The 23012-nt window shown below is 64.9% G+C and carries 16 protein-coding genes and 1 riboswitch; of the genes, 8 read left to right on the top strand and 8 right to left on the bottom strand.

All coding sequences use genetic code 11. The features are described 5' to 3' along the window. Positions 1-8 precede the first annotated feature (8 nt). From DENOEST_RS15455 to DENOEST_RS15435, 5 genes are all read left to right on the top strand, one after another. A complete protein-coding gene (locus tag DENOEST_RS15455; protein WP_145771481.1) occupies positions 9-242 on the top strand; it encodes a PP0621 family protein in 234 nt (77 codons plus the stop codon). Continuing rightward, positions 239-1843 (top strand): sensor histidine kinase, encoded by a 1605-nt coding sequence (locus DENOEST_RS15450; protein WP_145771480.1) that lies wholly within the window; start codon positions 239-241, stop codon positions 1841-1843. The genes DENOEST_RS15455 and DENOEST_RS15450 overlap by 4 nt, the downstream gene beginning before the upstream one ends. After that, positions 1827-3191 (top strand): sigma-54-dependent transcriptional regulator, encoded by a 1365-nt coding sequence (locus DENOEST_RS15445; protein ID WP_145771479.1) that lies wholly within the window; start codon positions 1827-1829, stop codon positions 3189-3191. The genes DENOEST_RS15450 and DENOEST_RS15445 overlap by 17 nt, the downstream gene beginning before the upstream one ends. Then, the gene (ampD, locus tag DENOEST_RS15440; protein ID WP_145771478.1) at positions 3191-3727 is read left to right on the top strand and encodes a 1,6-anhydro-N-acetylmuramyl-L-alanine amidase AmpD; all 537 of its coding nucleotides are present in this window, start codon (positions 3191-3193) and stop codon (positions 3725-3727) included. Before DENOEST_RS15445 ends, ampD begins: the two co-directional genes overlap by 1 nt. Before the next feature lie 302 nt (positions 3728-4029). Next, entirely contained in the window at positions 4030-4806 is a 777-nt protein-coding gene (locus tag DENOEST_RS15435) for a histone H1-like repetitive region-containing protein (RefSeq protein ID WP_183148271.1), read from the top strand. Positions 4807-4923: 117 nt separating this feature from the next. On the opposite strand, the gene DENOEST_RS15430 is transcribed toward DENOEST_RS15435, so the two are convergent. Continuing rightward, the gene (locus tag DENOEST_RS15430; RefSeq protein WP_145771477.1) at positions 4924-5955 is read right to left on the bottom strand and encodes an AraC family transcriptional regulator; all 1032 of its coding nucleotides are present in this window, start codon (positions 5953-5955) and stop codon (positions 4924-4926) included. 155 nt (positions 5956-6110) lie between these two features. Between DENOEST_RS15430 and icmF the strand changes: the two genes are divergently transcribed. Both icmF and DENOEST_RS15420 read left to right on the top strand, forming a co-directional pair. Continuing rightward, the gene (gene icmF / locus DENOEST_RS15425; protein WP_145771476.1) at positions 6111-9368 is read left to right on the top strand and encodes a fused isobutyryl-CoA mutase/GTPase IcmF; all 3258 of its coding nucleotides are present in this window, start codon (positions 6111-6113) and stop codon (positions 9366-9368) included. Between the two features lie 38 nt (positions 9369-9406). Then, positions 9407-11197, top strand: coding sequence for an acyl-CoA dehydrogenase (locus DENOEST_RS15420; RefSeq protein WP_145771475.1), 1791 nt, complete (start codon positions 9407-9409; stop codon positions 11195-11197). A 310-nt stretch (positions 11198-11507) separates the two neighbouring features. On the opposite strand, the gene metH is transcribed toward DENOEST_RS15420, so the two are convergent. Both metH and DENOEST_RS15410 read right to left on the bottom strand, forming a co-directional pair. Next, positions 11508-15215 (bottom strand): methionine synthase, encoded by a 3708-nt coding sequence (gene metH, locus DENOEST_RS15415; RefSeq protein WP_183148270.1) that lies wholly within the window; start codon positions 15213-15215, stop codon positions 11508-11510. 71 nt (positions 15216-15286) lie between these two features. Then, positions 15287-15373: riboswitch (S-adenosyl-L-homocysteine riboswitch) on the bottom strand. A 138-nt stretch (positions 15374-15511) separates the two neighbouring features. Continuing rightward, positions 15512-17587, bottom strand: coding sequence for a sodium-translocating pyrophosphatase (locus DENOEST_RS15410; RefSeq protein WP_145771816.1), 2076 nt, complete (start codon positions 17585-17587; stop codon positions 15512-15514). Positions 17588-17802: 215 nt separating this feature from the next. Between DENOEST_RS15410 and DENOEST_RS15405 the strand changes: the two genes are divergently transcribed. Then, on the top strand, positions 17803-19026 hold the full coding sequence (locus DENOEST_RS15405; protein WP_232096519.1) for a 6-phosphofructokinase: 1224 nt from the start codon (positions 17803-17805) through the stop codon (positions 19024-19026). 15 nt (positions 19027-19041) lie between these two features. On the opposite strand, the gene DENOEST_RS15400 is transcribed toward DENOEST_RS15405, so the two are convergent. From DENOEST_RS15400 to lpxK, 5 genes are all read right to left on the bottom strand, one after another. Beyond that, positions 19042-20163, bottom strand: coding sequence for a 6-phosphofructokinase (locus DENOEST_RS15400; RefSeq protein WP_197970636.1), 1122 nt, complete (start codon positions 20161-20163; stop codon positions 19042-19044). An 8-nt stretch (positions 20164-20171) separates the two neighbouring features. Then, the gene (gene adk / locus DENOEST_RS15395; protein ID WP_145771817.1) at positions 20172-20840 is read right to left on the bottom strand and encodes an adenylate kinase; all 669 of its coding nucleotides are present in this window, start codon (positions 20838-20840) and stop codon (positions 20172-20174) included. 42 nt (positions 20841-20882) lie between these two features. Beyond that, on the bottom strand, positions 20883-21644 hold the full coding sequence (gene kdsB / locus DENOEST_RS15390) for a 3-deoxy-manno-octulosonate cytidylyltransferase (RefSeq protein WP_232096518.1): 762 nt from the start codon (positions 21642-21644) through the stop codon (positions 20883-20885). 203 nt (positions 21645-21847) lie between these two features. After that, positions 21848-22024, bottom strand: a complete 177-nt coding sequence (locus tag DENOEST_RS15385; RefSeq protein ID WP_145771818.1) for a Trm112 family protein — start codon at positions 22022-22024, stop codon at positions 21848-21850. Then, complete coding sequence (gene lpxK, locus DENOEST_RS15380; RefSeq protein WP_145771819.1) at positions 22005-23012, bottom strand: tetraacyldisaccharide 4'-kinase; 1008 nt, start codon at positions 23010-23012, stop codon at positions 22005-22007. The genes DENOEST_RS15385 and lpxK overlap by 20 nt, the downstream gene beginning before the upstream one ends.

Genomic DNA, 23012 nt, shown 5'->3' with positions numbered 1-23012 from the left:
GCAACAGGATGGCGAACTTGGGCAAGTGGTTGGTGTTGATACTGGTGGTCTGGCTGGTCTACGCCCTCTGGCGTCGATCCTTGGCGTCCGGTCGGCGGGCCGGACCCGCCGCTCCTACTGGCGAAGCCATGGTGGCCTGTAGCCACTGTGGCCTGTATGTCCCCGCTGGTGAAGTCCACCTGGGGCACGACGGTCTTCCCTATTGCTGTGCCCAGCATGGTCGGCTGGGACCGAGGCGGTGAGCTCCCCGCCCATACCCGGCGGGAGCGCCCCTCCCAATCCCGAGTCCTACTGGCGGTCCCTGCAATACTTCAATCTGTTCCGATTGGTGATGGCAACCGTGTTCGTCGCCGCCACCCACCTGTCTGGTCGCCCCCAGACCCTGGGAAGTGTGGCGCCGACAATGGCGTTCTGGGTCAGCAGCTTTTATCTGGCCGGGGCTGTGCTGCTGATGCTGTTGCCCCGACTGACCCGGCGCTCCAGATTCAACCGCCAACTGAGTGCGGCGGTCGGCATCGACATTCTGGCCATCACCCTGTTGAGCCATGCCAGCAGCGAAGCCTACGGCAGCCTGAGCTATCTGCTGCTGGTGGTGCTGGCAGCGGCCGGGCTGGTGGGACAGGGGCGGCTGGTACTGTTCTACGCGGCCCTGGCTTCCCTGGTCGTGCTGCTGGAACAGGGTTACCGGACGCTGGGGGGCGGAGCCGACGTGGAGGACCTGAGCCGGGCCGCCGGTCTTTGTATCGGTTTCTTTGGCACGGCCATTTCCGCCCACCTGTTGGCTCGTCGTGCCCTGATCAACGAAGCCCTGGCCGAGCAACGCCGTATCGAGCTCGACGGCCAGTCGCGCCTGAATCGACGCATCATCCGGGACATGCAGGACGGTGTGCTGGTGGTGGATGCCCAGGGCACCGTGCGTCATCACAATCCCCGGGCGGAGATTCTCTGCAATGTCTATCGGGTGCCGGAAGCGCCGACCCTCAAGGACTTTTCCACCGAGCTGTCCCGGCGTTATCCCCAGTGGCGGGAAGCCGGTCGGGAGGTGGCGGACATTCTCGATCTGCCGGGAGGGCATTCCCTGCGGGTACGCTATCTGCCGCCGGGGGAAAGCGATCTGGCGCTGCTCTATCTGGAGGACCTGATCCTGGTTCAGGCCCAGGCGCGGCAGTTGAAGCTGGCTGCCCTGGGCCGCCTGACCGCCAACATGGCCCATGAAATCCGCAACCCCCTGGCGGCCATCAGCCATGCCGCCGAACTGATGGCGGAGGACAGCGGCAACGAGGCGGGCATCCGCCTCACCCGCATCATCGGCGAGAACACCCAGCGCCTCAATCGCATCGTCACCGAGGTGCTCGAACTGGGACGGCGCGACCGGGCCAATATCGAGCCCATTGTTCTGGCCGATTTCGTCGCGGCCTTCCTTGATGAGTTCACCATCATCGAGCCACGGGCGGCCAATTTCGTCGAGTCCCGCATCGAACCAGGACTGATCCTGTATTTCGATCGGGGGCATCTGAACCGGGTACTGCTCAACCTGGTGGGCAATGCCATGCGCTATTGTCAGGAACGGCCCGGCAGCATCCTGATCGATACTCCGCGGCCGGCCAGGCTCGACGGCATGGTGGAGTTGCATGTGCGGGACGACGGACCCGGCATCGACGGCGAGGGGCGCTTCCATGTCTTCGAGCCGTTTTTCACTACCCGTAGCGGCGGCACCGGCCTGGGACTTTATATCGCACGGGAGCTGTGCGACGCCAACGGGGGCAGCCTGGAACTGATGGAAGGCGAAGGCGGCGCGCATTTCCGCATCATCGGCAGGAGAGGGAATGGCAACGAATCTTGAACGCGCGAGCAAGGCCCGGCTGAGGGTGCTGGTCGTAGACGACGAGGCCGATATCCGGGAGCTGCTGGATCTGACCCTGGCGCGCATGGGCCTGGGCTGCGATTGCGTCGGCACCCTGGCCGAGGCACGGCGCCTGCTGGCCCAGGGCAGCCACCATCTTTGCCTGACCGACATGCGCCTGCCCGACGGCGACGGCCTGGAACTGGTGCGTCATATCGGCGAGCATGTGCCGGACATGCCGGTGGCGGTGATCACGGCCCACGGCAGCGCGGAGAATGCCGTCTCGGCCCTCAAGGCGGGCGCCTTCGACTACCTGACCAAGCCGGTGTCCCTGGACCAGTTGCGCGCCCTGGTCAAAAGCGCAATGGAGCTTCCCGTGGCGGTGGAACAGCGGGAACAGATCGCCGCCCCATCCCTCTTGGGCCAGTCCCCGGCCATGACGGAGGCGCGGGATTTGATCGAGCGCATGGCCCGTAGCCAGGCGCCGGTCCATATCACCGGTGAATCCGGCAGCGGCAAGGAACTGGCGGCGCGGCTGATACATCGCATGGGTGCCCGCCAACAGGGCCCCTTCGTGCCGGTGAACTGCGGCGCCATTCCGGAAAACCTGATGGAAAGCGAGTTCTTCGGCTACCGCAAGGGCGCCTTCACCGGTGCGGACGCCGACCGGGACGGTTTTTTCCAGGTGGCCCAGGGCGGCACCCTGTTCCTCGACGAGGTGGCCGATCTGCCCCTGTCCATGCAGGTCAAATTGCTACGTGCGATCCAGGAAAAGAAAGTGCGCCGGGTCGGCAGTCCGGGGGAGGAGTCGGTGGATGTCCGCCTGATCAGCGCCACGCACCAGAATCTGCGGCGTCAGGTGGAGCAGGGTCGTTTCCGTCAGGACTTGCAGTTCCGCCTCAATGTGCTCGAATTGCGCATGCCGGCCCTGCGCGAATGCCGCGAGGACATCCCCTTGCTGGCGACTCGTGTGCTCGAACGGCTGGCCGCCCAGGCCGCATCGGACCCGGCTCCGTCCCTGACCGCCGCCGCCCTCCGGGCATTGTCTGATTATCCCTTCCCGGGCAATGTGCGGGAACTGGAGAACATCCTGGAGCGTGCCCTGGCCCTGCGCACCACGGACTGCATCGACAGCGGCGACCTCAACCTGATCCCGCCGGCTGAAAATCAGGAAGTCCCGCCCCTGGGACAACTGTCCCTCCAGGATCACCTGGACCGGGTGGAGCGACAGGCCATCCTGGAAGCGCTGCAAAAGACCCGCTTCAACCGCACCGCCGCCGCCCGGTTGCTCGGCGTCACCTTCCGTTCCCTGCGCTATCGCATGGAACGGCTTGGACTGAACGACTGATGTCTCTGACGTGGACGGCAGCGTCCGATGGACGCATCGCGGAAGCGGCGATTCAGCTCTCACCCAATCATGACCCGCGACCAGTGGGGCAGGTGATCGATCTGGTGGTCATTCATGCGATCAGCCTGCCCCCGGGGGAATTCGGCGGCCCCGGTGTGGAGCAGTTGTTCACCAACCGCCTCGACCCCGATGCCCATCCTTACTACCGGGACATCGCCGGGCTGCGGGTCTCGGCCCATTTCTTCATCCGCCGGGACGGCCAGTTGATCCAGTGGGTGCCCTGCGAACTGAGGGCCTGGCACGCGGGCGTCTCCTGCTGGCAGGGACGGCAGCGCTGCAACGACTTTTCCATTGGCATCGAGCTGGAAGGCTGCGACGAACAGGCCTTTACCGATGCCCAGTATCAGGTGCTGACGGAACTGATCGCGGCGCTGCGCCAGCGTTATCCCATTGCCGCCATTACCGGCCATTCCGACATCGCCCCCGAGCGCAAGACCGACCCGGGTCCCCATTTCGACTGGTCGAGAATTTCCTGACGCTCCGCATCCTGCCGCACCCGGAAAAGCACCCGCAATACCTTGTCCGACTTGCGCTCCCGACACGCAAGACTAGGATGGGTGGGCATCCATCACCAAACAGCATTGCCGCGTAAATACCAACGGCATTTTCATGAAAATCGCAATGCCGCAGATAAACGCAATGATGGATAGAAAAACGTGAGGAATTCATTGCTTTCCCTCGCTTGGAAACAATGAATAATCCGCGCTAACCCAAAGTACGGGTTGAGTTTGAACAGTTGCTGGTGTTTCCTTTCGTTAATCCACCTAGGAGGTTCGTCATGGCTGAACAAAAGAAAGCCAAGAAACCCGCCGCTAAGAAGCCCGCGGCAAAACCGGTAGCGAAGAAGCCCGTCGCCGCCAAGAAGCCCGCCACTGCGAAGAAGCCCGTCGCCGCCAAGAAGCCCGCCACTGCGAAGAAGCCCGTCGCTGCCAAGAAGCCTGCTGCTGCGAAGAAGCCTGTGGCGAAGAAGCCGGTCGCGGCGAAGAAGCCTGCTGCTGCGAAGAAGCCGGTTGCTGCCAAGAAGCCTGTGGCGAAGAAGCCGGTCGCGGCCAAGAAGCCTGCTGCTGCGAAGAAGCCGGTTGCTGCCAAGAAGCCTGTGGCGAAGAAGCCGGTCGCTGCCAAGAAGCCTGTGGCGAAGAAGCCGGTCGCTGCCAAGAAGCCTGTGGCGAAGAAGCCGGTCGCTGCCAAGAAGCCGGTTGCTGCCAAGAAGCCGGTTGCTGCGAAGAAGCCTGCTGCGGCGAAGAAGCCTGCTGCGGCGAAGAAGCCGGTCGCTGCCAAGAAGCCGGTTGCTGCCAAGAAGCCGGTTGCTGCCAAGAAGCCGGTTGCTGCCAAGAAGCCGGTTGCTGCGAAGAAGCCGGTCGCTGCCAAGAAGCCGGTCGCTGCCAAGAAGCCTGCTGCTGCGAAGAAGCCGGCTGCGAAGAAAGTGGCTGCTGCCAAGCCTGCCGCTGCCCCCACGCCCGCTGCGTCGACTCCATCGACTGCTGCCGCGCCGGGGTTGAAGTCGTCGCTGAATCCGGCGGCGGCCTGGCCTTTCCCGACCGGCTCGCGTCCTTAATTGGATCGACGCACGCGGACGGGTTCCCTCCTGTTCGCGTGTTTTCCGGGCGTGCGGGGAGCTTAGGCTCCACCGCACGTTTTTATTTGGGGCACCGTTCCCCAGCGCCGGCCCGAACTACTGCCCCCTGAGCTTCATGCGCCGATAGCCACTGGGTGGCAGACCTGTCCAGACCATGCAGGCCCGATAGAACGCCGAGGGATCGGCAAAGCCCAGGTCAGCGGCAATGCGGGCGACGGGTAGACTCGTCTTGGTCAGGCGCGACAGGGCCAGATCCCGCCGCAGGGCATCCTTGATCGCGCGAAAACTCGATCCTTCATCCGCCAGGCGCCGATGCAGTGTACGGGGAGCCAGACCCAGTCGGGCCGCCACGACATTCTGATCGGGCCAGTCCGGCAGCGTCTGCCTCAGGATGTCCCTCACCCGCAATACCAGTTCACGATCGCGACGATAAAGCAGGGTCAGCTTGCCCGGGGCTCCATCGAGAAATTTCAGCAACGCCGTTTCGTCGCGACGGATCGGCAGTTCCAGCAGATTGGCCGAGAAGCGCGCACACATCACGGGACAGTCGAAGTGACTGCGCTCGGTGTAGATCATGGCGTAGTCATCGGCATGGGCGGGACGGGGATAGGGAAAGTCTACGGTATCCAGGGCAATGCCCCGACCCGCCAGCCAGCAGGCCATGCCGTGCAGCAGGCGCAGCAGCCATTCCAGGGCAAAACGACGCTCGATAACGAGGTGGCGGCACTCCGTGATTTCCAGGCAGGCCGAGCCCCCCTCGCGCTTCAGTTCGACCGCCAGATCCGGCAGCACCAGCCTCAGGAAGCGGGTGATGCGCTCCAGGGCGCTCCCCAGGTCGGGGGCGGTAATGGCTGCCCGGCAAAGAAACTCCAGGGTGCCGAGGCGCAGGGGCGATGAGAACAAGCCGAATCCTTCATCGTCCATGGTATCGACGATGCGGTTGTAGAGCGCGGCGTAGCGCTCGATGGGTACGCGGGTACCATCATCCGCCAGACAGCCGGGCTCGATGTTTTCCGCCAGCAGCAGGGGCCCGATGTCATCACCCCGATGGACCATGCCCGCCACCATGCCACGCACAAAGGCGATGGCAACGGTGGTGCGGCGGCGTGGAATGGAGGAAGCTGACATGTGGCTGATTTTGCACGATCTGCGGCGGTTTGAACACTGGTGTTCCCTGGCTATGCTGCATAAGATTGCGCCACTTCTGAGTTTTTAAACATTTCTATGGGGCCGCCCAGATGTTGGCGGAAATCGACAAGCGGCGCCCCAAGGGGAAATCGATCATGAGCACATCCGCAAAATCCAAGGGCACGGCTTCCTACAAACCCCACAACAAGGTGCGTTTCGTCACCGCCGCTTCCCTCTTTGATGGTCATGACGCCTCCATCAACATCATGCGCCGGATACTCCAGTCCACCGGCGTCGAGGTGATCCACCTGGGCCACAATCGCTCGGTGGAAGAGGTGGTGAACGCGGCCCTCCAGGAAGACGCGCAGGGTATCGCCGTCTCCTCCTACCAGGGCGGTCATGTGGAGTACTTCAAATACATGATCGACCTGCTGCGGCAGCGGGGCGGGGAGAACATCCAGGTCTTCGGTGGCGGCGGCGGCGTCATCGTGCCGGCGGAAATCCGCGAACTGATGGACTACGGCGTGACCCATCTCTATTCCGTCGAAGATGGCCGGAAGATGGGACTCCAGGGCATGATCAACCACATGATCCAGTGCTGCGACCTGGACCTGTCCCCCCTCGCCCCCCAGGACTTGAGCGGACTGGCGAGCGGCGACCGGCGCGCCCTGGCGCGGATCATCACCGCCCTGGAGAACGAGGCCTGGCCCCAGGCCCTGCGCGACGACCTGATCGCCCAGGCCGCCGCACTGACGGTGCCCACCCTGGGCATCACCGGCACCGGCGGCGCCGGCAAGTCCAGCCTCACCGACGAACTGATCCGCCGCTTCCGCCTGGACCAGGACGACCAGTTGAAGATCGCCGTGATCTCCATCGACCCCTCCCGCAAGCGCACCGGCGGCGCCCTGCTGGGAGACCGCATCCGCATGAATGCCATTGAGCATCCCAACATCTACATGCGCTCCCTGGCCACCCGGGACACGGGCAAGGAAGTCTCCCGCGCCCTGCCCGAAGTGATCGCCGCCTGCAAGCTGGCGGGCTTCGATCTGGTGGTGGTCGAGACCTCCGGCATCGGCCAGGGTGATGCGGCCATCGTGCCCCACGTGGGCACCTCGCTCTATGTGATGACGCCTGAATTCGGCGCCGCCAGCCAGCTGGAAAAGATCGACATGCTGGACTTCGCCGACTTTGTCGCCATCAACAAGTTCGACCGCCGGGGCGCCATGGACGCCTTGCGCGATGTGAGCAAGCAGGTCCAGCGCAACCGGGAACAGTTCGACCGCGCCCCCGACGACATGCCGGTGTTCGGCACCCAGGCCAGTCGCTTCAACGATGATGGCGTCACCGCCCTCTACCAGGCCCTGGCACCCCGACTGGCGGAACAGGGCCTCAAGCTCGCCGCCGGCAGGCTGCCCCCGGTAACGGTACGACACTCCTCCCAGGGCCGGGCCATCGTGCCGGCGGAACGCATCCGCTATCTGGCCGAGATTGCCGACACCCTGCGCGGCTATCACCGGCAGGTCGGCGAGCAGTCCCGGATCGCCCGGGAGCGCCAGTCCCTGCGCATCGCCAAGGGTTTGTTCGAGCGCTGCGACAAGCCTGCCGCCGATTTCGATGACCTGATCGCCCTCAAGGATGGCGAGCTGACGCCCCACAGCCGCAAGCTGCTGGCCCAGTGGCCCGACCTGGTCAAGGCCTATGCCGGCGACGAATACGTGGTGAAGATCCGCGACCAGGAGATCCGCACCGGGCTGATTTACGAGTCCCTCTCCGGCACCAAAATTCGCAAGGTGGTGCTGCCCCGCTTCGAGGACGAGGGCGAGACCCTGAAATTCCTGATGCGGGAAAACGTGCCCGGCTCCTTTCCCTATACCGCCGGGGTCTTCGCCTTCAAGCGCGAGGGCGAGGACCCGACCCGCATGTTTGCCGGCGAGGGCGACGCCTTCCGCACCAACCGCCGTTTCAAGAAGGTTTCCGAGGGCATGCCGGCCCACCGCCTGTCCACCGCCTTCGATTCCGTGACCCTCTACGGCTGCGACCCGGATCGGCGCCCGGACATCTACGGCAAGATCGGCAATTCCGGCGTCTCCATCGCCACCCTGGACGACATGAAGGTGCTCTACTCGGGCTTCGACCTCTGCGCGCCGAGCACCTCCGTCTCCATGACCATCAACGGCCCGGCGCCGATGATCCTGGCCATGTTCTTCAACACCGCCATGGATCAGCAGCTCGACAAGTTCCGCGCCGACAACGGCCGCGAGCCTTCCGAGGACGAGGCCGAGAAGATCCGCGAATGGGTGCTCTCCAACGTCCGCGGCACGGTCCAGGCCGACATCCTGAAGGAGGACCAGGGCCAGAACACCTGCATCTTCTCCACGGAATTCGCCCTGAAGATGATGGGGGACATCCAGGAATTCTTCGTCCATCAACAGGTGCGAAATTTCTATTCGGTGTCCATCTCCGGTTACCACATCGCCGAAGCGGGGGCCAATCCCATCTCCCAGTTGGCCTTCACCCTGGCCAACGGCTTCACCTATGTGGAAAGCTACCTGGCCCGGGGCATGCACATCGATGACTTCGCCCCCAACCTCAGCTTCTTCTTCAGCAATGGCATGGACCCGGAGTATTCGGTGATCGGCCGAGTGGCCCGCCGCCTCTGGGCCGTGGCCATGAAGCACAAGTACGGCGCCAACGAGCGCAGCCAGAAACTCAAGTACCACATCCAGACCTCGGGCCGCAGCCTCCATGCCCAGGAGATGGACTTCAATGACATCCGCACTACCTTGCAGGCCCTGATCGCCCTCTACGACAACTGCAACAGCCTGCACACCAACGCCTACGACGAGGCCATCACCACCCCCACCGAAGAGTCGGTGCGCCGGGCCATGGCGATCCAGCTCATCATCAACCGGGAGTGGGGCGTCTCCAAGAACGAGAACCCCAACCAAGGCGCCTTCATCATCGAGGAACTCACCGACCTGGTGGAAGAGGCCGTGCTCAAGGAGTTCGAGGCCATTTCCTCCCGGGGCGGGGTGCTGGGGGCCATGGAAACCGGCTACCAGCGCGGCAAGATCCAGGAGGAGTCCCTGCACTACGAGCACATGAAGCACGACGGCTCCTATCCCATCATCGGCGTGAACACCTTCCTCAATCCCCACGGCAAGGGCGTGCCGGACCAGATCGAACTGGCCCGCTCCACCGAAGAGGAGAAGCAGTCCCAGCTTGTCCGCCTGGCGGACTTCCAGGCCCGCAATGCCGGCACTTCCCCGGACTGGCTGCGAAAATTGCAACAGGCGGTAATCGCCAACGACAACGTCTTCGAGGTACTGGTGGGAGCGGTACGCCACTGCTCCCTGGGACAAATCTCCGGCGCCCTCTATGAAGTGGGCGGACAATACCGGCGCAGCGCCTGAGGCGGGAACACCGCACCATTGTTGAAAGGATCATGACCATGAACACCTATACCGCTCCCCTGAAGGACATCCGCTTCGTGCTGAAGGAACTGGCCGGCCTGGAAGCCATTTCCCGCCTGCCCGGCTGCGAGGAAGCCACTCCGGAAGTGGTGGACGCCATCCTCGACGAGGCCGCCCGCTTTGCCGGCGGCGTGCTGGCCCCCCTCAAGCGCAGCGGCGACCTGGAGGGTGCCCATTGGCAGGACAAGGGGGTGACGCCGCCCCAGGGCTTCAAGGAAGCCTATCGCCAGTTCGCCGACAACGGCTGGTCCGCCCTGCCCTGCCAGCCGGACCACGGCGGCCAGGGCCTGCCCAAGCTGGTGGCGGCGGCGGTCTCGGAAATGTGGAAATCCGCCAACCACGCCTTCTCTCTCTGCCCCATGCTGACCATGGGGGCCATCGAAGCCCTGGAACTGGTGGGCAGCCCGGAGCAGAAGGCCACCTACCTGCCGAAGATGATCAGCGGTGAGTGGACCGGCACCATGAACCTCACCGAATCCCAGGCCGGCTCCGACCTGGCGGCCATCCGCACCCGGGCCGTGCCCCAGGGCGACGGCACTTATCGCCTGTTCGGCCAGAAGATCTTCATCACCTGGGGCGACCACGACATGACGGACAACATCGTCCATCTGGTCCTGGCCCGCACCCCGGACGCGCCCGAGGGCGTCAAGGGCATCTCCCTCTTCGTGGTGCCCAAGTTCCTGGTCAATGCCGACGGCACCCTGGGTGAGCGCAACGACGCCTGGTGCGTCTCCATCGAGGAAAAGCTGGGCATCCACGCCAGTCCCACCTGCGTCATGGCCTTCGGCGACAACGGCGGTGCCGTGGGCACCCTGGTGGGCAAGGAGAACGAGGGCCTGAAGTACATGTTCATCATGATGAACGCGGCCCGCTTTGCCGTCGGCATGGAAGGCCTGGCCAATGCCGAGGGCGCCTACCAGAAGGCCCTGGGCTATGCCCGGGAGCGTATCCAGAGCCGCGCCATCGAGGGTTCGGCGGGTTCCGTGGCCATCGTCCATCACCCGGATGTGCGACGCATGCTGATGACCATGAAGTCCCAGGTGGAAGCCATGCGCGCCCTGGCCTACAGCGTGGCCGGCATCCATGACCTGGCCCAGCACCATCCCGAGGCCGCCGAACGGGCCCGCAATCAGGCCCTGGTGGACCTGATGATTCCCGTGGTCAAGGGCTGGCTGACCGAGACCGGCATCGAAGTGGCCTCCCTGGGGGTGCAGATTCACGGCGGCATGGGCTACATCGAGGAAACCGGCGCCGCCCAGTTCCTCCGTGATGTTCGCATCACCACCATCTACGAGGGCACCACCGGCATCCAGGCCAACGACCTGATCGGCCGCAAGATCGCCCGGGAGGGCGGCAGCACCGTCCGTGCCCTGCTGGAAATGATGCAGGCCACCCGGATCGAGGCGGCACGCCAGGAAGGCGACGGATTCGCCGCCATCGCCCACCAGTTGGGCCGAGGCATCGCCGCGGCGGAGCAGGCCGTGGATTACATCGTCGGCCACTACAACAGCGATGTGCGGGTCGTGGCGGCCGGCGCCGTGCCCTTCCTCAAGCTGATGGGCATTGTCTGCGGCGGCTGGTCCATGGCCCGGGCCGCCCTGGCAGCCCAGGCCCGTATCCAGGCCGGCGAGACCGATGCCTTCCATCCCGCCAAGATCACCACCGCCCGCTTCTTCGCCGAACACCTGCTTCCCCAGGCCCCGGCCCTGACCGAGGTAATCATCGGCGGCGGCGCCAGCGTCCTGGCCCTGGAGGACGAGGCGCTGTAAGCGGCGCACCGGGGAAATGCGCCGTGTTGGGCGGCGCCTCCCCCTCCTCCAGTTACTATATTTTCTTGAAAAAATATAGTAACTCGCCGACGTCATGAGATTCGCCCCGCACGCCCTCTCTCAGACGGCCTACGCCGAGCTCTTCAACCAGGTCCATGGGTAGCCACAGAGGACACAGAGATCACAGAGGAAACCCGGTGAGTTGCCGGCAGTCAATCAATTACCCGTAGGGTGATGGAACGAACCACGGTAAGCCCGTCCCAATGCTGTGCCCTCTGTGATCCCTATGGCTGGAAATGCTGTTTCAAGTTCACAACACCGGCGCCAGCCAGCGCTCCGCCTCGGCGACCGTCATGCCGGTTCGTAGCGCCCAATCCTCCACCTGGTCCCGGCCGATCTTGCTGACGGCGAAATAGCGGGCCTGGGGATGGGCCAGGTAGAAGCCGGCGACGGATGCCGCCGGGGTCATGGCATAGCTCTCGGTAAGGCCCATGCCCGCGTTGGCGGTTGCATCCAGCAGGTGAAAAAGCGCTCCCTTGGCGGTATGGTCCGGGCAGGCCGGATAGCCCGGGGCCGGGCGGATGCCCTGGTACTTCTCGGCGATCAGGGCCTCGTTGCTGAGGGCCTCGTCGGCGCCGTAGCCCCAGTAGTCCTTTCTCACCCGCTCGTGCAGCCACTCGGCGCAGGCCTCGGCGAGGCGGTCGGCCAGGGACTTGAGCATGATGGCCCGGTAGTCGTCGTGAGCCGCCGCGAACTCCGCCAGCTTCTGCTCAATGCCGATGCCGGCGGTGCAGGCGAAGGCGCCGGCATAGTCGGCGATCCCCGGCGGCGCGACGAAATCGGACAGGCATTCGTTGGCCTTGCCCTCGGGCCGCTGGTGTTGCTGGCGCAGGCCGTGCCAGGTCATCAGGGGCCTCTGGCGCGCCTCGTCACCATAGAACTCGATGTCGTCACCGCGACCGTTGGCGGGGAACAGGCCGAACACGGCGTTGGCGCTGATCCAGCCCTCGGCGATGATCTGGGTCAGCATCTCCTGGCCGTCGCGGAAAACGTTGCGGGCCGCTTCGCCCACGGTGGCGTCCTCCAGGATCTTGGGGTAGCTGCCCGCCAGATCCCAGGTCTGGAAGAAGGGGCCCCAGTCGATGTAGCGGGCCAGGGTCGCCAGGTCGATGTCGCGCAACACGATCACCCCCAGTTGCTTCGGCTTCACCGGCGCGTAGTCCAGGCGGGGGCCATTGGCCCGGGCCTGTGCCAGGGTCACCATCGGCACACCCTTCTTCTGGCTGTGCTGCTGGCGCACCCGTTCGTAATCGGTAACGATCTCGGCCTTGTAGTCGGCGGCCTGGTCGATGGACAGCAGCTTGGTCACCACCCCCACCGCCCGGGAGGCATCGGGCACGTAGATCACCGGGCCGCTGTAGGCGGGGGCGATCTTCACCGCGGTGTGTGCCCGGCTGGTGGTGGCACCACCGATCAGCAGCGGAATGGCATCCGGGCCGCCGAAGCCCAGGCGCTCCATCTCGGCGGCCACATGGCTCATTTCCTCCAGGGAGGGGGTGATCAGGCCCGACAGGCCGATCACCTGGGCTTCCTGTTCCCGGGCGGCGCTGAGTATCTTGTCGCAGGACACCATCACTCCCAGGTCCACCACGTCGTAGCCGTTGCAGCCCAGCACCACGCCGACGATGTTCTTGCCGATGTCGTGCACATCGCCCTTCACCGTGGCCATGACGATGCGGCCCTTGGAGGTGGCGCCGGTGCGGGCCTTCTCCTCCTCGATGTAGGGCACCAGATGAGCCACGGCCTGTTTCATCACCCGGGCCGATTTGACCACCTGGGGCAGGAACATCTTGCCGGCGCCGAACAGGTCGCCCACCACATTCATGCCGTTCATCAGGGGGCCTTCAATCACCGCCAGGGGCGGCTTGCCGGCCGCTGTCAGGGCAGCCCGGCATTCCTCGGTGTCGGCCACCACGTAGTCGGTGATGCCCTTGACCATGGCGTGCTCCAGGCGCTTTTCCACCGGCCACTGGCGCCAGGCCAGATCCTGTACCTGTTCCTTGGCCTGACCTTTCACCGTCTGGGCGAACTCCACCAGGGCATCCCCCGCCCCGGGCTTGCGGTTCAGCACCACGTCCTCCACCTTTTCCCGCAGTTCCGGGTCCAGGTCGTCATAGACGCCCAACTGGCCGGCATTGACGATGCCCATGGTGAGCCCGGCCTGGACCGCGTGGTAGAGGAACACGGTGTGGATCGCCTCCCGCACCGGCTCGTTGCCGCGGAAGGAGAAGCTGACATTGGAGACGCCGCCGGAAGTCTTGGCCAGGGGCAGATGCGCTTTGAGCCAGGCCACCGCCTGGATGAAATCCACCGCGTAGTTGTCGTGTTCGGGAATACCGGTGGCGATGGCGAAGATATTGGGGTCGAAGATGATGTCCTCGGCCGGGAAGCCGTCAGCCACCAGCAGCTCGTAGGCCCGCTGGCAGATCTGGGTCTTGCGGGCGAAGGTGTCGGCCTGGCCCTGCTCGTCGAAGGCCATGACGATCACCGCGGCGCCGTAGCGCCGGGCCAGCCGGGCCTGTTCCAGGAACTTGGCCTCGCCTTCCTTCATGGAGATGGAGTTGACGATGCCCTTGCCCTGGACGCACTTCAGGCCCGCCTCGATCACCTCCCACTTGGAAGAGTCCAGCATCAGGGGCACCCGGGCGATATCGGGCTCGCAGGCCACCCGGTTGAGGAACTGCACCATGGCGGCCTGGGAATCCAGCATGGCCTCGTCCATGTTCACATCCACCACCTGGGCGCCGTTCTCCACCTGCTGCCGGCCCACGGCCAGGGCGTCCTCGAAACGACCTTCCAGAATCATGCGGGCGAAGGCCTTGGAACCGGTGACGTTGGTGCGCTCCCCCACATTGACGAACAGGGACTCGGCGCCCACGTTGAAAGGCTCCAGGCCCGACAGGCGCAGCCGGGGCTCGATGGCGGGCGGCACCCGGGGCGTGGCCGCCGCCACCTGCTGGGCGATGGCGCGGATGTGCTCCGGCGCGGTGCCGCAGCAGCCGCCGACGATATTCACCAGGCCGCTGCGGGCCCATTCGCCGATTGCCTCGGCCAGCATTTCCGGGGTCTCGTCGTAGCCGCCGAAGGCATTGGGCAGGCCGGCGTTGGGATGGGCGGAGACCAGGCAGTCGCAGATGCGGGACAGTTCCTCCACGTGTTGGCGCAGTTCCTTGGCCCCCAGGGCGCAGTTGAAGCCGAAGGAAAGAGGCCGGGCGTGGCGCAGGGAATTCCAGAAGGCTTCCGGGGTCTGGCCGGAGAGGGTGCGGCCGGCGGCATCGGTGATGGTGCCGGAGATCATGATGGGCCAGCGCCGCCCGGCCTGGTCGAAAAAGCGCTCCAGGGCAAACAGAGCGGCCTTGGCGTTCAAGGTGTCGAACACCGTCTCCACCAGCAGGATGTCGGCGCCCCCGTCGGTGAGACCCCGGGCCGCCTCCACGTAGTTATCCACCAGTTCATCGAAGGTGACACTGCGGAAGCTGGTGTCGTTCACATCCGGCGACAGGGAGGCGGTGCGTCCGGTGGGGCCGATCACCCCGGCGACGAAACGGGGCTTGTCCGCCGTCGAGTGCTTGTCCGCTGCCTGCCGCGCCAGTCGCGCCCCGGCCACATTCAGTTCGTAGGCCAGGGACTCCAGGCCGTACTCCCCCTGGGAAATGCGGGTGGCGTTGAAGGTGTTGGTCTCCAGGATGTCGGCCCCGGCCTCCAGGTAGGCCTCGTGGATGCCGGCGATCACTTCCGGCCGGGTCAGCAGCAGCAGGTCGTTGTTGCCCTTCAGGTCCTTGTCATGATCCCGGAAGCGCGCCCCCCGATAGTCCGCTTCGGTGAGGCTGTGACGCTGGATCATGGTGCCCATGGCGCCATCCAGGATCAGCAGGCGGCGGGCCGCCAGGGCGCGCAGCTCGACGCTGCGGTCGGGCTGGGGGGCGGAAGCGAGGGCAGGGGTGGGGGCGGCGGTCATAGCAATCTCCAAATCCATGACCGGGACCGGAGCGCTCAAGCGGCTCACCTGTGTCCCGGCGGATATTCCAGGTTCGGTGAGCGCCGTTGAATAAAAGTTCCGAGCCTAGGGCCGGGGCCTGATGTTCAGCCCACCGCCTTGCAGCGCTCCTCGGAAGCGGGCGAATTATAGCGTGAGAGGGGGAGGGTCGCTTAGAACACGGCCCGGGGCCGTTTCAGCAAACAAGAAAGCCAGACTTGCGTCTGGCTTTCTTGTTTGCTGAAACGGCAACGGCCTGGGACCGTTGCCGCTGAGACTCAGACCAGCAGGGGCACCAGCAGCAGCGCCACGATGTTGATGATCTTGATCAGGGGGTTCACCGCCGGGCCGGCGGTGTCCTTGTAGGGATCGCCCACCGTGTCGCCGGTCACCGCGGCCTTGTGGGCTTCGCTGCCCTTGCCGCCGAAGTGGCCGTCCTCGATGTACTTCTTGGCGTTATCCCAGGCACCGCCGCCGGTGGTCATGGAAATGGCCACGAACAGGCCGGTCACGATGGTGCCCATCAGCACGCCGCCCAGGGCCTGGACGCCGGCCTCCGGACCCATCAGGGCCTTGATGCCGAAGGCGGTCACCACCGGTACCAGCACCGGCAGCAGGGAGGGAATCATCATTTCCTTGATGGCGGCCTTGGTCAGCATGTCGACACAGGTGCCGTATTCCGGCTTGGCCGTGCCTTCCATGATGCCCTTGATGTCCTTGAACTGACGACGCACCTCGATCACCACGGCGCCGGCGGAACGGCCCACCGCTTCCATGGCCATGGCGGCGAACAGGTAGGGAATCAGACCGCCGATGAACAGGCCGATGATCACGGCCGGGTTCGACAGGTCGAAGGTGAAATGGAAGCCGGGATGAGCAGCCTCCAGACCATGGGTGAAGTCGGCGAACAGCACCAGGGCGGCCAGACCGGCGGAACCGATGGCGTAGCCCTTGGTCACCGCCTTGGTGGTGTTGCCCACGGCATCCAGGGGATCGGTCACGGCGCGCACGCTGTCCGGCAGTTCCGCCATTTCGGCAATACCACCGGCGTTGTCGGTGATGGGGCCGTAGGCGTCCAGGGCGACGATGATGCCGGCCATGGAAAGCATGGAGGTGGCGGCGATGGCGATACCGTAGAGGCCGCCCAGGGTGTAGGAGGCCCAGATGGCGGCGCAAACCGACAGCACCGGCCAGGCCGTGGCCTTCATCGACACGCCCAGACCGGCGATGATGTTGGTGCCGTGGCCAGTGGTGGAGGCTTCGGCCACATGCTGCACCGGCTTGAACTCCGTGCCCGTGTAGTACTCGGTGATGTACACCATCAGGCCGGTCAGTATCAGACCGATCACCGCCGTGCCGTAGATGGCGGTGGAGCTGATCAACTTGCCGTCGGCGGTGGTCAGGCCGTCACCGAGGATCCAGGAGGTGATCGGGTAGAAGGCGGCCAGGGCCAGCACGCCGGCCACTGCCAGGCCCTTGTACAGGGCATTCATGATCTTGCCGCCAGGGGACGCCTTGACGAAGAAGGCACCGACGATGGAGGCGATGATGGAGAAACCACCCAGTACCAGGGGATAGGTCACGGCCGCCTCACCCTGAGCCTTGAACAGCAGGGCGCCCAGCAGCATGGTGGCCACGGTGGTGACCGCGTAGGTCTCGAACAGGTCGGCGGCCATGCCGGCGCAGTCGCCCACGTTGTCGCCCACGTTGTCGGCGATCACCGCCGGGTTGCGGGGGTCGTCCTCGGGAATGCCGGCTTCAACCTTGCCCACCAGGTCGGCGCCCACGTCGGCGCCCTTGGTGAAGATGCCGCCGCCCAGACGGGCGAAGATGGAAATCAGGGAAGAGCCGAAGCCCAGACCCACCAGGGGATGGATGATGTGCTCCAGGCCGGCGTCGCCGCCGCTGCTCTTGAGGAACACGTAGTAGCCGGCCACACCCAGCAGGCCCAGGCCCACCACCAGCATGCCGGTGATGGCGCCGCCACGGAAGGCCACGTCGAGCGCGGGACCCACGCCGTGACGGGCCGCTTCGGCGGTGCGCACGTTGGCGCGCACGGAAACATTCATGCCGATATAACCGGCGGCACCGGAAAGTACCGCGCCAATGACAAAGCCGATGGCCGTCTTGGCATCAAGGAAAACACCGATCAAAATGGCCAGCACCAGACCGACGATGCCGATGGTGGTGTACTGCCGGTTAAGGTAAGCCTGGGCGCCTTCCTGAATCGCGCCGGCAATTTCCCGCATTCGGTCGTTGCCTGCCGGTTGAGCCAGAATCCACTTGCTTGAAATGGCGCCGTAGATGATGGCCAAAACGGCACACCCAAGGGCGAACATCAGTCCTGATGACATACGCAAAAGCTCCCCATGTTTGTTGTTTAACGAATTAGTGGTGAAACCTGTTTGCCTGGACCCCCACCTTGACCAGGCGGCTGACTACAGCCGCCGAATGATGGCATAAACCCCATTTGTTTGTCAGCCGGATGGATGAAAAAACGCCCATCCCTGCCCCAATCGGGGTGGGAAGCGGGGCACAATATGCGCATTCGGTGACTAGGAGTCCACGCATGATGCCCCACGGAAAAGTGCTGGTTGCCCAGGGGGGCGGCCCGACGGCGGTGATCAATCAGTCCATGGCAGGGGTGGTCCTCGAGGCGCGCAAATTCCGCAATGTGGAACTGGTCTATGGCGCCTATCACGGCGTCTCCGGCATTCTCAAGGAAGAGTTTCTCGATCTGACCCAAGAAACCAGCCACAACATCGAGATGGTGGCCTGTACTCCCTCTTCGGCTCTGGGCTCGACACGGGACAAGCCCGACTTGAAGTACTGCCAGGAAATCTTCCGGGTGCTCAAGGCCCATGGCATCGGCTATTTCTTCTACATCGGCGGCAACGACTCCTCGGATACGGTACGCATCGTCAGCGAGGAAGCCCGCAAGGCCGATTACGCCCTGCGCTGCATCCATATTCCGAAGACCATAGACAACGATCTGGTCGGCAACGATCACACTCCCGGTTTCCCGTCCGCCGCCCGCTTTGTCGCTCAGGCCTTCATGGGGGCCAATCTGGACAACTCAGCCTTGCCCGGGGTCTATCTGGCGGTGGTGATGGGCCGCCATGCCGGTTTCCTCACCGCGGCTTCCGCCCTGGGCAAGAAATTCCCGGATGACGGTCCCCATCTGATTTACATCCCCGAACGCACCTTCAACCTCGACCGCTTCATCGGTGAGGTCAAGGCCACCTACGACCGCTATGGCCGCTGCGTGATTGCTGCCTCCGAGGGCATCCATGACGAGAGCGGTGCCCCCATCATCTCGCGGCTGGCCAAGCAGGTGGAAAAGGACGCCCACGGCAATGTCCAGCTATCCGGCACCGGGGCGCTGGCCGACCTGCTGTGTGAGGAGATCAAGGCCCGGCTCGGTATCAAGCGGGTGCGGGGCGATACCTTCGGCTATCTGCAGCGCTCCTTCATGGGCTGCGTGTCGGATGTGGATCAGCGCGAGGCCCGGGAAGTGGGGGAAAAGGCTGTGCAGTTCGCCATGTGGGGGGATCGGGATGGTTCCGTCGCCATCAAGCGTACCGGGTTCTACTCGGTGGATTACCACCTGCTCCCCCTGGAGGCCGTGGCGGGCAAGACCCGGGTGATGGAGGACGAGTTCATCGCCGCCAGCGGCACCGACGTCACCGATGCCTTCCGTCTCTATCTGCGTCCCCTGCTGGGCTCGGGCATGCCCGACGCCTATCGACTGCGGCTCAACAAGGTGGCGAAGATTCTCAAGCCGGAAGGCTGAGTCGTCCTCGGCGGGTCAGTCGCCGAAGCTGATGCCGATGTCCCGTCCGGTCTGTAGGGTGTCGCTGTCCAGGGGCACCGCCTTCATGCGCCCGGCTACCTCGGACAAGGCCACATAGTCCACGTTGGGAAAGGCCAGGGCCACCATGACGCCGGTCTTGCCTTCATCCAGGCCACGAACGGCGGCCGTGCCAAAACGCATTGCCGCCAGGCGATCGAAGGAGGTCGGGCTGCCGCCGCGCAGCAGATGACCCAGCACGACCACGCGGGTTTCCTTGCCCGTGTGCTCCGCCAGGCGCTTGGCAACGCGTTCACCGATGCCACCCAGGCGCTCGGCATGGCCGATTTCGGCCTCGGCGATGACGGATCTTTCCCCATGGGCGGGCTCGGCTCCCTCGGCAACTACCACGATGGAGTACATCCGCCCTTCCTGGTCCCGGGCGCGTATCTTTTCCGCCACCTTGTCCAGGTCGAAGGGAATCTCCGGGATCAGAATGGCGTGGGCGCTGCCGGAAATGCCCGCATGCAGGGCGATCCATCCCGCATAACGGCCCATGACCTCGACCACCATCACCCGCTGATGACTCTCGGCGGTACTGTGCAGTCGATCCAGGCATTCGGTGGCGAAGCTCACCGCGCTGTCGAAGCCGAAGGTGGTGTAAGTCTTGTCCAGATCGTTGTCGATGGTCTTGGGGACACCAATGACGCGCAGGCCTTTCTGGTGCAGCGCATTCGCGATGGTGAGGGAACCGTCGCCACCGATGGAGACCAGGGCATCCAGTTGCTTCATGGCGAAGAATTCCAGGATCTCGTCGGATCGATCCACATCCCGGGTCGTGCCATCAGGCATCTGTATCGGGAAATGCAGGGGGTTTCCCTTGTTGGTGGTGCCCAGGATGGTGCCGCCCAGATGTCCGATGCCCCTGACCTTGTCGCGGGTGAGGCGGAACACGCCGCCTTCCGGATAACGCTCGGGGAACAGGATGCCATTGAAGCCGTCACGGATGCCGTAGCACTCCCAGCCCCGGTTGGCCGCGGCGATGACCACGGCGCGGATCACCGCATTGAGACCGGGGGCGTCCCCGCCGCCGGTGCAGATCGCGATGCGTTTGATCGGGCCGGACATGGGAACGCTCATGGAAATTCCTAGCTGGAGAGCGCCGCGAAGGCGCGCTGGGTGATTTCATCCACGCTGCCTTGTCCCACAATCCGGCGATACTGCGGTGCCTTGACCCCATTCGGGGCATCCCCCGAGGCCGCCCACTGGGAGTAGTAGTCCACCAGGGGTTTGGTCTGGGCGTGATAAACGTCGAGACGTTTTTTCACGGTTTCTTCCTTATCGTCATCCCGCTGGATCAGGGGCTCGCCGGTCTCGTCGTCCTTGCCCTCCACCTTGGGCGGGTTGAACTTGATGTGGTAGGTGCGGCCCGAGGCCAGATGGACCCGGCGCCCACTCATGCGGCCGATGATCTCCTGGTCCGGCACGTCGATCTCCAGCACATAGTCGATGGCGACGCCAGCCGCCTTCATGGCATCAGCCTGGGGCAGGGTGCGGGGGAAACCGTCGAACATGTAGCCGGCCTTGCAGTCGTCCTGGGTCAGGCGATCCTTCACCAGACCGATGATGATGTCGTCGGAGACCAGACCGCCGGCATCCATCACCTTCTTCGCTTCAAGGCCCAGGGGGGTCCCCGCCTTGACTGCGGCGCGCAGCATGTCGCCGGTCGAAATCTGCGGAATGCCGAACTTTTCCTTGATGAAATTGGCCTGGGTGCCCTTGCCTGCGCCGGGGGGGCCGAGAAGAATCAGTCTCATGAAAACTCCACGTTTAGAAGCATGTTTTTTACTGGTCGCACGTTACCGGCAATTCCCGGCCGGGTCAAACGCCCGCCGTACTCGCTCCAGGTCTTCCGGCGTATCCACGCCGGCCGGTGGCGCCTGTTCGCATTGGACGACCCGGATGGCGAAGCCATGCCAGAGGGCGCGCAACTGTTCCAGGGACTCCCATTGTTCCGTGGGGGCCGGGGGCAGGGTGCCATAGCGCCGGAGAAATGACACCCGGTAGGCGTACAGGCCGATATGGCGCTGGGCCGGGAAGCCCTCGGGCAGGATGTCCCGGCGCTGGACGAAGGCATCCCGGGCGTAGGGGATCGGCGCCCGGGAAAAGTAATGGGCCCGTCCGGCGCTGTCCAGTGCCACCTTGACCACATTGGGATTGAAGAATTCTTCCGCCTCCCGGATCGGATGGCAGGCGGTGGCGATGGCCGCCGTCGGATCCTCCTCCAGCGCCCTGGCCACCCGGGCCACCAGAGCCGGGTCGATCAGGGGTTCGTCCCCCTGCACATTGACCACGATCTCGTCATCGCCCCAGCCCAGTTGCGCCGCCACTTCGGCGATGCGGTCGGTGCCACTGGCATGGTCGCTGCGGGTCATCAGGGCCTGGTGGCCGTGGGCCTCCACGGCGGTACGGATGCGTTCGTCATCCGTAGCCACCCAGACCTCCCTGGCGCCGCTACGCTTGGCTGCCTCGATCACCCGCACCACCATGGGTCGGCCGGCAATGTCCGCCAAAGGCTTGCCCGGCAGCCGAATTGAGGCGTAGCGCGCGGGAATAACCACTTTGAACCTTCCCCCCAGGGAAGCGCCAGCGCTTCCCTGGGGGGAATCTGACTGCCATCCCCCCCTCCCCCTTCCCGAGGAAGGGGGTGACTGGTCACCTCCCCCGCTTGGCGGGGGAGGGTGGGAGGGGGTGTTGTCTCCATCCCGCTGCGGGGAGGGGCTTGCCCCATCCCCGCTTGGCGGTGGAGGCTGGTAGGGGGGGCTCACTCCTCGTCGGCGGGCATCTGGCGGGCCTCGCCCTCCAGCATTACCGGGATGTCGTCCTTGACCGGATAGGCCAGCCGGCAAGGCTTGCACACCAGTTCCGAGCGGTGCTTGCGATAGTCGAGGGGGCCCTTGCACAGGGGGCAGACAAGAATCTCAAGCAGGCGGGTGTCCATGGGACTTCTCCAGTAATTCCAGCACCCACTGGGCCGGATCGGGTTCGAGTCGGGCCTCCACCGGCAGCACCCAGACGGGCAGGGGGAGGAAGGCGGGGAATTTTACTGCATCCTTTTCCGTGGTCAGGATTCCATCCCCGCTGAAGTCCAGATCGGCCAGGGTATAGGGATGATGGTCCGGAAAGGCGTGGGGCGTGAAGGAGAGGCCCAGGGCCTCCAGATGATCGAAGAAACGGCGGGGTTCGCCGATGCCGGCCACGGCGTGGAGGCGCAGCCCCGCCAGTTCGCTGCTTTCGCAATGGCGGTTCGAATCATCGAGACGGACAAATCGGCTTCCCTCCAGAACCATGGAAAATCGCGGTACGGTGTTTTCTGGCCAGGTCTCCAGCCCCTGGGTCACCAGGGCCTGAACCTCCTTCAGCCGGGCCGGCGGCTCCCGCAGGGGACCGGCCGGCAGGGGCCAGCCATTCATCAGGCCGCGCCGGTCCAGCACGGCGATTTCCATATCCCGTGCCAGGGCGTAATGCTGGAGCCCGTCGTCGCAAAGAATCAGGTCGCAGTCCGGATGGGCCGCCAGCAGGGCACGGGCCGCCTCGGCCCGGCGCCGGCCGACGAAGACCGGGCCGCCGAAGCGGCGCTTCATCAGCAGCGGTTCATCGCCCACGACTGCGGGATCGCCATTCCCCAGCACCTCGGCCACCCGGCCGGTGCCGCCGTAGCCCCGGCTGACGATGCCCGGGTGGCGGCCCAGCTCCCTGAGGCGCCGGGCCAGGTAGAGGGTCAGGGGGGTCTTGCCGGCGCCCCCGGCGATGATGTTGCCCACCACCACCACCGGCACTGGCAGACGTGCCCTTGGCAGCAGGCCGAGGCGGTAGCATTGCCGGCGCAGGGCGGCGAGGGCGGCGAAGATCAGTCCCAGGGGCAGCAGCAGGCAGGCCGTCAGGCTCCGGGAACGCCAGAGGGCGGAGAGCCTAGTGCCTGTTCTCAT

Source organism: Denitratisoma oestradiolicum (assembly GCF_902813185.1).
Taxonomy (GTDB): domain Bacteria; phylum Pseudomonadota; class Gammaproteobacteria; order Burkholderiales; family Rhodocyclaceae; genus Denitratisoma; species Denitratisoma oestradiolicum.
The sequence above is the reverse complement of the archived record's forward strand: the minus strand, read 5'-3'. Positions and strand labels throughout refer to the sequence as shown.